Consider the following 13,329-nt stretch of genomic DNA (forward strand, 5'->3'; position numbering starts at 1 on the left):
ACAATCATATTAGAAGCAAAAAGGTCCAATACGGGAAGATTTCTACCGTGATTGGACCTTTTTGTGCATGTGGAATTAGCTAGATCATGAGCAGTTCGCGAATCTCCAGCTCGGTCAGTGCCGAAAGGGTTTCTTGCCCCGGCTGAATGACCTGGTCGATCATGTTTTTCTTTTTTTGTTGCAGTTCATACATTTTATCCTCTACTGTGCCTTGGGCGACGAGACGAATAACCTGCACGACTTTTTTCTGGCCCATTCGGTGTGCACGGTTGGTAGCCTGCTCCTCTACAGCGGGATTCCACCATAGATCATACAGTATGACTGTATCTGCGCCGGTGAGGTTCAGGCCAGTACCTCCTGCCTTTAGGGAAATCAAGAACAGCTCGCGTTCTCCTTCGTTGAAGCGATTGCACAGTTCGACTCGTTCCAGAGCGGGAGTCTGCCCATCCAGGTAAAAGTAGGACACTCCTTCTCGAGCAAGCTCGCGTCCGATCATTTGAAGCATCGTGGTGAACTGTGAAAAAATGAGCATCCGTTTCCCGGAGCTGAGACATTCCGTAATGATCTCCAACAGCTGTTCAAATTTGGCGGAGCTTCCCGTATATCCTTCGATGAACAAGCCAGGATGACAGCAGAGCTGACGAAGCCGGGTTAGACCTGCGAGAATTTTAATCCGATTTTTCTGAAATCCTTCCTCGTTGAGATGCTTTAACGTTTCATGCTGGAGCTTGGCCAGATAGGCCGTATACAGCTTTTTCTGATCTGGCAGAAGCCGGGATACCTGCACGGATTCGATTTTTTCCGGCAGCTCCTTGAGGACATCACTCTTGAGACGGCGCAGCAAAAAAGGACGAACCCGCTTGGCAATCACATTTCGAGGCAGGTTGTGAAACGCTCTTTTCCCGCCGGGAAATAACGCAGGAAATACAACGTCAAAGATGGACCACAGCTCTTCCAACGTATTTTCTACTGGCGTTCCTGTCAGGGCAAAACGGTAACGAGCTTTTACATCCTTAACAGCCTGTGCCGTCTGGGTGGCATGATTTTTGAAAGCCTGTGCCTCGTCCAGAATGAGCGTATGAAACGATGGCTTGCTGTACACATCTGCATCGCGTCGTAGCAGCGGGTAGGACGTAATGACGACGTCATAACTGGCGGCATCCCGTATGATCCGGCCGCGTTCTTCCGGGCTGCCATCTGCGATAGTAACGCGGATATGTGGAGCAAACTTCTCCAGCTCATTCCGCCAGTTGTACACCAGTGATGCAGGGGACACGATCATGGCTGGAAGCTGCTGGCTGCGGATTTCCGGCAATACTGAGACGAGAAAGGCGATACTTTGCAGCGTTTTACCCAGCCCCATATCATCTGCCAAAATGCCCCCAAAACGGTAATGCGCCAATGTCTTAAGCCATTGAAAGCCGTAAACCTGATAATCTCTTAAGATTGGGGCAAGCATGTCTGGAACTGGAAAGTCGAGATGGTCTGGGTTGCGTATATTTTCCAGTAGCTGGCGAAAGGTTTTACCCAAAGTCAGGTTTTTCCCATGATCGTGAGGATCAATTAAGTACAGTCCTTGCGTGACGGGAACACGAATTTGGGCTGCATCCAGATCACTTTTGCGGATACCTGTTTCATTCATGAACCGAATCAATTCCTTGTATTCCTCTGTTTCCAGCGGCAGCAAGGCACCATTCGGCAGACGGTGATATTTCTGTTTTTCCTCTAACGATTTGAGCAGTTTGCGAATTTCCGGTTCCGGTATGCCCTCCATATCAAATTTAAATTCAAGCCAATCTGTACGTTCATCCCACTCCGCGCGTATCCTTGGGGTAGGCAGAGTATTGTTTATTTTTGCTTTGACTGCACCTGTAGCATAGACGTCCAGCAGCTTTTCCAGTTGCGGAACCGTATGGTACAAAAAATCATACTCTGCATCTTCATCTTCCATAAAATATCCGCTGTCTGTTCTGGCAAAGGAGCTATGCTCCATCAGCTCCAAAATCCGTTGCTCCTGTTCTCCATCACGTATCAGAATTCGGTCGTTACCAGGCGTTCGTGCATCTGTTTCCAGCGGGTTGATGATGATATCCCCATATTGGAACTCCAGCCCTGCCAGCAGCTTGTCTCTTACTCGGTCCAGATACAGCTTGGCCTTCAATGGCTGCTGTGTGACCCGATCTGAGACGGAACGTGTTATATGAACACGTCCGAGCTTCATTAACCCGGGTACAACCTTGTCCATAAAAGATTCCATCTGCTCTGGCGCGATCTGAACTTTTCGCCTGTGGTGTACTTCTACCATCCGTTTTAGCTCGGACAAACGCCGTAAGGGGTCGGCTTTCTGTTTGACAAGCTTGCCATCGGCAATGACGACACCATAGTCTTCCATGATGGTCAAGTCATCCAATCCTTGTATGCTTAGCTGGTAGCCTTCGGTTTCGGCCTCAACCTCATCAAATTCAAATTGCAGCGGAAGCATCAGGTCGGACTGGGGAATACCCTCGTTCATGTTTCCGTGAATTTCAAAGTAGACGCCCTGTGCTGCTGTCAGCAAGGGGAGCAGCTTTTCCCAAGCCGCAGGCGGGATGAGGAGCATTCGTTCACCGCTCATATGACTACCTGAAGATGAATACGTACCTGAGGTTTCCCGAATCATACGCTCATGGTGGCACACCTGGGATAATTGCTGGAGAATAGCGTCATGTTCAGGTCGGAAGCGGTACAGCTCAGGCTCGTACGAGAAGCTTTTCGTGAACATGTAGCTATCCCCACGGTCAATACTATCCAGAAACGGACGAATTTTCTGGACGATATATAATCGTTTGGGACCAGCCTTCATTTCTACACCAAACATATATTTTTGGTAACCGTAGGCAAAAGGTCGGATCACGAACTGAAAATCCAAGACCGCACGAGTATCCAGCAGGGTAGGCGTGCTGCGAAGCGGTCGCTTGCGTTCAAATAGTTTTAACATACTGTCGGTCAGCTGGAGATCGCCTTGTGTGATGTCAGAGGATCGTGCTGTTCTAGCAGTGTGATCATATGAAGCATCTGTAGATGTGTACATCCCGTCTGAATCTAGGCTTCCTGCTGTATCTGGGGCAGTACCGGGATGAAGTCTGGAGGCATAGGAGCGCACAGACAGACTCTTTCCACGGCGTATATCATGGGCGTTAAGGAGAACAGCTGCGATATGTTTACAATATCGACCGGTGTTCTGAAATGTGCTACAGGTGCATTCTGCTCGGATACTTCCATTGGATCGGATCATCGCCGCAACAGCATAAAAGCTGCTTCCTTTGACCGTAGCTTCGTATACACCTTCATCATGATCTATTTGTGTAAAGGCCACTCTTTTGGCCCGGTAATAGGCATCCCCGTCGTCATAAGCGGCTTGACTGCATAGTTGTCTGATGGCTCGTCGGGTAAGTTCAAAACTCATGGTTCGTAATCCTTTCCTGGGTTATTCCGTTTTCTTACATGATAACAGAACAGACAGGAGGATGGACATGTGGGGAATGTAATTGAAAAATATGGATGATATTATACGAGAAATAAAACTTATCAGCTAAGAACGGAAGGTTTCCACACCGATTTGATACCGTAGACTTAACCCTATCCCATGTCTTATGGCGTATTGATTGTCTTTGGAAACAAAAGGTACAATTTATAAAAGGGATTTTGTGGATATAAAATGGATGTTACGCATATGAAAGGGATGATTAGGATCAGTCACCGATATCTAAAAGGAATGATGGTGTTGATAGCCCTTATTTTAATACTGGGAGGATGCCACAAGGTGAATAAAGACGAAGATGCTGAACTGATCAGTAAGGCGAAAGCTACGGCTGTTCAATATTTGAAGGAAAAATACGAACTAGACGTTGAAATCACATATGCAAAAAAATTTCCTCCTTATGTAACAAACAAGGTAGATATAAGTGGCAATGTAATAGGTCATGCAGAAGAGGATTTTACGATTTCTGTAAACTATGAAAATCAGGAAACTTCGAATTTTGCTATAAGTCCCGAGCTAAAAAAGGTGCTTATTGAAAATGGGACTTATCCAGGCTTTCAAGATAAAAAGAAAAATCACTAGATCAGAGGAGTGTAAATAGTATGAGTTCACTTCAAGTAAGTGACGAAACTTATAAAATAATGTCTGAAATGGCCTATAAAAAAATGAAAAAAGGTGCTGAACCATCAGAAGAACTCCCCGGCTGGAAAGTGTTAGACACGCTCGATCGCGAGGATTCGGGACTTGCCGCTGTCACATTTTACAACGAAGAAACGGAACAGGCCGTTATCGCCTACCGTGGGACGGAAACGGATGATCCACAGGATCTGTATAACGATGTGACTCTTGCACTTCCTGAAATTAACCGCAAAATTCACGGTAGTTTGAATATTCATTCAGATGAATATAATGAAAAAATGAAAAAAATGGACGACGCTTTAGGGTTCACGGCGTTTAACAACTGGATGGGAGAGAAAGAAAAAAGCGTAGATAAGGCTTTGTTCGGCAGCTCGAACCAGTTCTATCAGGCAGAGGACTATGCGAAGGATATACAAAACAAGTACAAAAACTACAACTTCTCGCTAACTGGACATTCGCTGGGAGGAGGGAATGCACAATATGTAGCTGCTTATACAGGGTTAAATGCGGTTACATTCTGTGCGCCTTCGGTCATTTCCAGTCTGACACCGGAGTACAGAGAGAAAGCAGAAAATGGTGAGTTTGACCATCAAATTACGAATTTTCTGCATCCCAGTGATATGATAGCTAGCTTTATTGGGGGAGGGTACGATCTTCACGTAGGAGCTTCCTACCATATTGACAATAATTATCAAACAGCTAATGAAGGCTTAGGACTAAAAGAGAGAGTGGACAACACGTTGGGTGGGCCTTCCTATCACTCACTCAATCATTATAAGTTTGATAAGAATGGCTATGTATCCAACCCGCTATATGATCCTGTAACAGGCGAACGAATCGCGGAATCTCCGCGTATTCCATCTGACTTTAACCTAATGGAAACGGTGGACGGCTGGATACAGCAATTAGGACAGACCTTAACTCAATTCCAAAAGGCAGCGCTGGTAACGGCGGCAACATCTGCTTCAGCAGGTACGATTCAAGTCATGCCGGAGCATCTACTCGCTGTAGCTGAAAAATGGAAGGCGAATGCACAACAATGTGATGCAGATTTCCAACGTGTCAGAGCCAGGCTTTCACGCTATTTGCACAGTAGTCAGAGTCGGCGGTTGCAGCCGATTGTAACACAGCTTGACTCCTCCATGATGGAATTTAGTCAGTGGCATTTACGGACGACTAATGAATTTCTTTACAATCTCGAGTACAAAATAGAGCAGTTTATCCAGGCAGATATTAGCTAATAACGCTAATAACAAGGTACTAACGATATAGAAAAATGAATACATAGGAGGTGGCCAGTAATTTGAACGGACAATTACGGGTCGAACTGGAAGAGCTATTGCTTGCCGAAAAGGAGCTGACCTGGCTACTCGCCAAACTTCGCACAGATGAACAAGCGGCACGTGTATTATATGGGCGTCTGCATGAATGGACTGGGCATTCGGCCAATGCTATCAGAGACCAAATTGAAGCTTTTTTTGTCGGGTTAACGAACAGAATTCATACTTTAGAGCAACAAAAGGCAGAGTTAATTCAGTATGTTGAATTGATGAAACGTACAGACGCTGTACAGTAATGAAGGTAGAGAAGTTTTTACAAGCTGCACATAGCAGGATACAATGGAAGTGTTAGAGAAAGGAGACGGATACTTTTGCAAAATGAAGAGAAAAAGACCGATTCCAAATCCGGCTCATCCAAATGGTACCTTGGTAGTGCAGCAGCATTGCTTCTTCTGAAAGGCAAGTCGTTACTTGCCCTTTTAAAATTCAGTAAATTTGGCGGTGCGCTGATATCTATGGCGATAACGATTAGCACATATGCGATCATTTACCCGTGGGGATTTGCGGTCGGCTTCGTGTTGCTGTTGTTTGTACATGAGCTGGGACATGTATTGGCCGCCAAGCGCAAGGGGCTTCCCGTATCAGCACCATTATTTATTCCTTTTCTCGGTGCGCTGATCACCATGAAACGTCAACCTTTGGATGCGCAGACAGAGGCTTATGTGGCCATGGGCGGCCCGTTACTGGGGACGATTGGGGCTATGGCAGTATACGCAGGAGCCTATGCAACAGACAGTCCCCTGTTGTATGCGCTCTCGTATGTCGGCTTTTTCCTGAACCTGATCAACCTGCTGCCGATTCATCCGCTCGACGGAGGACGGATTTCCACGGCAGTGACGCGTTGGCTGTGGCTGGTGGGTCTATTGGGTGGAATTGTAGTCGTAGTATATTTAAAATCCTTTTTATTTTTCTTGATATGGGCGTTCTTTGCCTACGATTTGTACAAAAAATATGTTAAACGCAATAAAGAAGAGGCTAAGGTCCAATCCTTTTTGCAAAAGCCACTGGTGAACGTACAGCATCTGTATGAACAAGGATATCCGCTGCCTGGACCGGAGCACACGCGCAGATTATCTTTTAATACCTACTCGGATTTAGAGGGGCAGCAATATGTGACGGTGTATATGGAAAGTCTGGATGTGGAGCAGACACTTCTGCTGCCACAGCAGTGTCTTGTCCAGGATGTATGGCTGAACGGTGTGGAACATATACCGACGCCGGATGCGTACCAGCTCAGATTGCTGTGTGGGATTGATTATATTCCGTTTGAAAATGATAAGTATTACGAAGTACCCGCATCATCGCGCTGGAAATTCGGCATCGGTTACTTGGCTTTGGCCGTATTCCTGATGGGGATGATGTATGTGGTGCACCAGCATATAGGGGATATTAGGCTGTGATCCGAATGATGAGAGCTTGGTGAAGATTTTAGATCATTAAGGCAACGGTACAGCTTGTAGAAAATAGAGACAAAAGAGCGCGACAGCCGCAATATTCGGTGTCACGCTCTTTTTTTGGGTTGAATAACACGGTGGAGCCTTTGCTATCCGTCCTTATATCTTAATCCTTTGTTCATTAGTAATCGGTTTTAACGTTTGGCGGTATTTAAGTGGGCTGGTGCCTGTCCAGCGCTTGAACTGTCTGCTGAAATGAGCCAGACTGGAGTATCCGAGCAGGGAAGCTACCTTGTTGAGTGGTAGATTGGGCTGCTGGATCAACACCTTAGCTTCATGCAACTTGGTTTCCGATAGATAGTGACGTGGTGAATAGCCGTATACCTTGCGGAACACTTCCTGGGCATAGCCAGGACTGATCCCGAGAGAAGCCGCCACATCTTCAAGTCGGAACGCTTGCTCGCCAGATTCATCTTCCCGATAAGGCTTAAACCTCGATTGAATAGCTTCCATGATGGCCTTGGCATATTGAACGGATGAAGGCGCAATTCTGGGCTCCAAACTGGTAGATATCATTTGCGAGAATATCCCGAATAGCTCAAATAAGGCAATCTGCATGCGAAAACGGTCTGCTGTCGTATATTCTCCGCTTTTCCGCACCATGCCAATCCAGCTATGGACAACCTTTTGCAGCTTGGCATTCGTTTCAGTACCCGCCGGAAAAAAGAGCTGATTGCTTTTAATCATTTCCTGACGGAATAATGGATCATCGACATTAAAATGAGAGCTAAAATAGTACATGCCGTTTGGGGAAACACACTGACTCACATGTTTAAAACCCGGCGGAATGATTAAAATATCACCTTCTCCAACCGAATATACGTTATTTTCCATAATCGTTTCCTGACGACCTTCTAAAATGAGTGCAATTTCAAAACCGATATGAGATTCCTCCGGCATGCACCAATCCGCTTGGACCCGGTGAATATGGGCGCCAAAAAATTTCACATTCCAGTCAATAATGGGCAGCCATTGGCAATCATGAAATAGAGATGGATCAACATCAGGATTTAATATCATCAGATCACCTTCGATTAGGGTAAATTTTACACCGCTTAGACAATCTCATTGTATCTAACATTTAACTATAATAAAAGAGCGCTTACAAATGCTATTGTATAAGCTTTTATATAAAAGAAAGTGCTTATATATAGACATTTTGAAAGTGATGCGGATTATGTTGACATATCTGTTTCAATTATCAGTACTCTATTTGTACTAGCCCGTATATGGAATGCACTTAGTGCTCCGATCTTCGGAGTGGCTGGAATCGAATTTTGCAAAATCCTGATGAACCTAATTGGAGGACGACTTGATGAAAAAGCTACTGTACGGTGTTGCCTATTATGATGAATATATGCCATATGACCGTTTGGACCAGGATATCCAAATGATGAAGGATGCGGGCATCAACGTGGTGCGGATTGCGGAATCCACCTGGAGTACGCATGAACCGCAAAATGGCGTGTTTGATTTTACTTCTGTGGATCGGGTGCTGGACGCCATGCATAAGGCGGGCATTGAAGCCATTGTGGGGACGCCCACCTATGCCGTACCCACGTGGCTGGTGAAGGAGCATCCTGATGTATTGGCGACAACGCCTCAAGGGCCGGGCAAATATGGTGCTCGCCAGATTATGGACATTACGAATCCGGTTTACCTGTTTCATGCCGAGCGAATCATACGCAAGCTGATCGGACGGGTGAGTCAGCATCCGGCGGTCATTGGCTTTCAGACGGATAATGAGACCAAGCATTACAACACGAGTGGGCCTAATGTGCAATTGCAATTTGTAAAGTATCTGCGAGAGCGGTTCGAATCGCTGGAGGAGCTAAACCGCAAATTTGGTCTGGACTATTGGAGTAATCGCATCAATAGCTGGGGGGACTTTCCTTCAGTGGTCGGAACGATTAATGGAAGTTTGGGCGCAGCCTTTTCCCAATTCCAGCGCAAGCTGGTGACGGACTTTCTGGCATGGCAGGTCGCGCTGGTGAAGGAATATAAGCGGGAGGACCAATTTATTACGCAAAACTTTGATTTTGAATGGAGAGGTCATTCCTTTGGTGTTCAGCCAGACGTGGATCACTTTGCGGCATCGCAAGCCTTTGATGTGACTGGGGTGGATATTTACCATCCATCACAGGATGACCTGACTGGTATTGAAATTTCCTTCGGTGGCGATGTGGCACGTTCGACGAAAAATAACAACTATCTAGTGCTAGAAACGGAAGCGCAGGCTTTTACCCACTGGGTTCCCTATCCGGGGCAATTGCGTCTGCAAGCGTTCAGCCATCTGGCTTCAGGGGCCAATATGGTGGCATACTGGCACTGGCATTCCATCCATAATTCCTTCGAAACCTACTGGAAGGGTCTGCTGAGCCATGATTTTGAGCCGAATCCAGTGTATGAGGAAGCACAGACCATAGGGAAGGATTTTGCAAGATTGTCTCCGCATTTGGTCAACTTGAAAAAAAAAAATAAAACGGCGATTCTGGTCAGCAACGAAGCATTGACGTCAATTGACTGGTTTAAATTTAATATGAGTAGTCCGTTGAATTACAATGACATCGTACGTCGTTTGTATGACGAGTTGTATAAACTGAATATCGGGACAGATATTGTTCATCCAGGTACAGAATCGTTTGACGACTATGATCTCTTGATCGTCCCGGTTCTCTATTCTGCCCCAGATGCACTACTGGAGAAGCTGAACCGATATGTGGAAAAAGGTGGTCATGTAGTATACACATTCCGAAGCGGATTTACCAACGAGCATGTGCAGGTGAGAACGTCCCGACAGCCGGGCGTGATTAGCGAAGCCTGCGGCATTCATTACAGCTTGTTCGTGGAGCCGAAGAAAGTGACGCTTAAGAATAATCCTTTTGGGGTGGCACCAGAGGACAATCAGGTAGATACGTGGATGGAGCTGATTACCCCGACGACCGCCGAAGTATTGGCCTATTACGATCACCCGCATTGGGGCAAATATGCAGCAATTACGCAAAACCGCTATGGTCAGGGAACAGCGACCTATATCGGCTGTATCGTCAGCCCGGCGGTCATCCGCGAACTATTCAGCTCTGTAGCCAAAAAGGCAGGAGTATGGGGACTGGATCAGGAAACGTCTTATCCGATCATTGTTAAATCCGGCACGAATGAGCTAGGACGGACAATCCGGTACTATTTTAACTATTCTGAACAAGCAGGCTCGGTGGTCTATCCGCATGGAGACGGCAAGGAGCTGATTGGGGAGCATGCGGTTACCCAAGGAGAAACGCTTCCATTAGAGCCTTGGGGTGTTATAATTATCGAAGAAGCGTAAATGATGAATAATGAGCTGAAACCAACTTACGAATAATATCATATAGGTTTTCCCCGGGAGTATCCGGTACATGAAGCGCCCCTGCGAATTGCGGGGCGTTTTCGCATATGGCTGAAAGAGGAGTGCATCGCTATGCCAACCCGAGCAGTTCGCTGGTTCCGGGCGCTGACGGCCCCGTATCGACGTAGCATTCAGCTCAAGCTGATCTTGACGATGGTTGTTTTGTCTGTGCTGCCGGTCATTGCTGTCACGGTGCTGGCTGCGGAGAAAAGCAGAGCTTCCATGGAAACGGAAGTGGTAGAGACGAACATGTCCAATATGAAATGGACGGGGATCTATATCAGCGATCAGCTAGATCGTCTGAATCATCTGATTTACAGCATTCAGATCAGTCCTGATCTGAGCGATTATTTGAATGAGCGCGAGCCTGACAATCTTTCAAGCCAATTTAATGCCCAGCGAAAAATGCTGAATACGATGGCGAATGTGTATTATTCGGCCGGAAGTCATGTGATCGGCATCCAGCTTTATTCGAAGCAATCGCAAACCTTGTTTACCTTCAATAGCATGCAAAATGAAATTACGACGGTGAGCGGTATTCCCCCACAGTATGCCGAGATGTGGCAAGCGAATAAGGATTATTTGATTCGCCCAAGCTCTACTGACCCGGAACGCTTTACTCTGACGCGCAGTATTCGGCGTTTTGAAGACCAAAAGCAGACGGGAGCTATTTCTTTGGATGTATTGTGGTCTCAATTCGATCAGACGCTGGGCCTGCTGGGACGAGGGGATCAGCATCAAGTGTTGATTACAGATGCAGATGGCAGGGTTATGTATCCAGCACAGGCTCTTCAGTCGCCTCCTCCTGCAGGAGTGCTGACAGCTCTGCGTGACGTTAAGCCGGGCCCCGGGATGATTCAAACTGCTGAACATTATGTGTTCTATAATGATCTGGATGTAGTTGGGCTGAAGCTGGTCAAAATCGTACCCACTTCCTCCATTAACCACAGCGCCTTTTCAACGATGCTGTATGGTATCATCGTCGGCGTGATTTCAATCCTGGTTTCCATCTGCATTGCCGTTTTCATCGCATGGCGGACTGCACGTCCGATTGTTCATTTGGCACGTTCCGTACAGGAGCTGGATATGATCAAAGGACCGGTTGGACAGCCAAGTACACGTCCGGATGAGATAGGACTGCTGGAAAGAAGTCTGCATGGGATGGCAGGCCGAATCCGCGAGCATATCCAGACGGAATACAGTATCAATTTGCAAAAAAAGACGGCTGAATTGAAAGCGCTCCAGGCACAGATTCATCCACATTTTCTGCAAAATACACTGCAAATGATCGGGAGTATGGTATTTTCTCAAAAGCCGGAGGACACCTATGAAGTTATTCGGTCGCTGAGTGAGATGTTCCGTTACGTGGTACGGGAGCCTCAGGATTTGGCCTCTTTACGCGCAGAGCTCGACCATGTAGGGCATTATATGCGCATCCAACAACGTCGATTTCCACAAAGATTAGTGTTTCAGGTGGAGACGGAAGAACAGGCGATGGATATTCGTCTGCCTAAGCTATCGCTTCAGCCATTGTTAGAAAACGCGTTTCAGCACGGTCTTGACCGTAAGGCAGGGGCATGGCGAATGGGAATTCGAGTGGAGATTATGAGAGAAGATGTGTGTATTACGGTTTGCGATAATGGAAACGGCATGACCCCGGACAAGCTGGAAAAGGTACGGGCAAAGCTGGAAAACGCGTCGGAGGAACCGATCTGGGCGCAGGGTAGTCATATCGGATTGAGCAATGTGTCTTCACGCATACGGATGAATTTTGGAGTGCACTACGGAGTGATGATAGATAGTGAGCAGGGTGTTGGTACACGTGTTACCATCCGCATTCCATTCATCTCAGCAGAGGAGGGAAAAGTATGATCAGAGTATTAATTGTGGACGATGAGCCGTGGAATCGCGATATTCTGAAGACATTTGGCACATGGGAAAAACTCGGAATGTTGGTAGTGGGTGAGGCTGAGGACGGAGACGAGGCGTTCAGACTAGTCGGGGAGTTAGCTCCCCATATTGTGATTACGGATATGCACATGCCGGGTGCGGACGGAGTGGAGCTGCTGCAAGCGCTAAATAACCATTGTCCTGATGTAAAAATCATTGTCGTGAGCGGATATGATGACTTTGCGTATGCCAAACATGCCATCCGTTACAAGGCCGTCGATTATTTGTTAAAGCCAGTCAATCCTGCCGAGCTGAATGCAGTGTTGCTCAAATGCAAAAACGATCTGGAGGTCAAGGCTGCTGAACAGCAGCAAGAAGCGACGGAGCTGGATTATGAGTTTTTTCACAAGCTGACCCGGTATAAGCAACTGCTGCGTCTTTATTTTAATGAGTTGAACTGTGACGGGGTGAACCTAACCTGCAGACAGGTTATGCAGGAGCTGGAGAGTTATGGAGCGCCGAGTCCACCTATGCTAGGCAGGCTAGTGCAGGAGCTTCTTTCCCTGCTGAAAGAGCTGGCAGCGGATAACGGGCTGGATACTTCTACGGCAAAGGCAGGATCTCTACTGTCGCAGGATGCCGTATCCTCTGTAGAACATGCGTTGGAATTCGTATCGTCGTGCTATGTTCAGGAACTGGATCAGCTCATTCGGCAGCGGAAATACAAAAACAAGCTGAATTTAGAAGAGGTACGGCGATATATCGACAGTCACTTTGCTGGGCCGATTACACTGGAGCAGTTGGCGAAAAACTTTTTTGTGAGCAAGGAGTATATGAGCAAGGTATTTAAGCAGGAGTATGGTCAAAATGTAACGGACTATATTGTAGCGCGAAGAATGGAAAAGGCGCGAGAATGGCTGGTCAATAAACAGGTTTCAATTAAAGCAGTTGCGGAGATGGCAGGATATGAGGATGTGTCTTATTTCTATCGGGTATTTAAAAAGCATTTTGGCATGGCACCCGGTGAAATGAGGAAGGAAGTTTAAAAAAGTCCAATCCAATAAGCTAAGGGTGTCCAATGGCAGAAGTGACCTCCCATTCTAT

9 protein-coding genes are annotated in these 13,329 nt (G+C 46.7%); 7 read left to right on the forward strand and 2 right to left on the reverse strand.

The window, feature by feature from the left end; translation table 11 throughout:
- Window positions 1–79 precede the first annotated feature (79 nt).
- Window positions 80–3,445 (reverse strand): DEAD/DEAH box helicase, encoded by a 3,366-nt coding sequence (locus MKX46_RS18955; RefSeq protein ID WP_029515854.1) that lies wholly within the window; start codon window positions 3,443–3,445, stop codon window positions 80–82.
- A gap of 357 nt (window positions 3,446–3,802) precedes the next feature.
- Here MKX46_RS18955 and MKX46_RS18960 point away from each other — a divergent pair, with 357 nt between their 5' ends.
- The 4 genes from MKX46_RS18960 (at window position 3,803) to MKX46_RS18975 (ending at window position 6,899) form a co-directional block, all read left to right on the forward strand.
- Window positions 3,803–4,102 (forward strand): hypothetical protein, encoded by a 300-nt coding sequence (locus MKX46_RS18960; protein ID WP_029515853.1) that lies wholly within the window; start codon window positions 3,803–3,805, stop codon window positions 4,100–4,102.
- 20 nt (window positions 4,103–4,122) lie between these two features.
- On the forward strand, window positions 4,123–5,400 hold the full coding sequence (locus MKX46_RS18965) for a lipase family protein (protein ID WP_029515852.1): 1,278 nt from the start codon (window positions 4,123–4,125) through the stop codon (window positions 5,398–5,400).
- Window positions 5,401–5,462: 62 nt separating this feature from the next.
- Window positions 5,463–5,735 carry a hypothetical protein gene (locus MKX46_RS18970; RefSeq protein WP_029515851.1) on the forward strand — a complete coding sequence of 91 codons (273 nt, stop codon included), beginning with the start codon at window positions 5,463–5,465 and terminating at the stop codon, window positions 5,733–5,735.
- A gap of 75 nt (window positions 5,736–5,810) precedes the next feature.
- Entirely contained in the window at window positions 5,811–6,899 is a 1,089-nt protein-coding gene (locus MKX46_RS18975; protein ID WP_029515850.1) for a site-2 protease family protein, read from the forward strand.
- A 153-nt stretch (window positions 6,900–7,052) separates the two neighbouring features.
- Here the strand turns inward: MKX46_RS18975 and MKX46_RS18980 are convergent, their stop codons facing one another.
- A complete protein-coding gene (locus MKX46_RS18980) occupies window positions 7,053–7,973 on the reverse strand; it encodes an AraC family transcriptional regulator (protein WP_029515849.1) in 921 nt (306 codons plus the stop codon).
- 295 nt (window positions 7,974–8,268) lie between these two features.
- Between MKX46_RS18980 and MKX46_RS18985 the strand changes: the two genes are divergently transcribed.
- From MKX46_RS18985 to MKX46_RS18995, 3 genes are all read left to right on the forward strand, one after another.
- The gene (locus tag MKX46_RS18985; protein ID WP_029515848.1) at window positions 8,269–10,275 is read left to right on the forward strand and encodes a beta-galactosidase; all 2,007 of its coding nucleotides are present in this window, start codon (window positions 8,269–8,271) and stop codon (window positions 10,273–10,275) included.
- A 132-nt stretch (window positions 10,276–10,407) separates the two neighbouring features.
- Window positions 10,408–12,207 (forward strand): sensor histidine kinase, encoded by a 1,800-nt coding sequence (locus MKX46_RS18990; protein WP_029515847.1) that lies wholly within the window; start codon window positions 10,408–10,410, stop codon window positions 12,205–12,207.
- Window positions 12,204–13,271: a response regulator transcription factor gene (locus tag MKX46_RS18995; protein ID WP_029515846.1), complete on the forward strand. Its 1,068-nt coding sequence runs from the start codon at window positions 12,204–12,206 to the stop codon at window positions 13,269–13,271. Before MKX46_RS18990 ends, MKX46_RS18995 begins: the two co-directional genes overlap by 4 nt.
- The last annotated feature ends 58 nt before the right edge of the window (window positions 13,272–13,329 follow it).

Origin of the sequence: Paenibacillus sp. FSL P4-0113, assembly GCF_038009305.1 — a bacterium.
Classification (GTDB): domain Bacteria; phylum Bacillota; class Bacilli; order Paenibacillales; family Paenibacillaceae; genus Paenibacillus; species Paenibacillus polymyxa_D.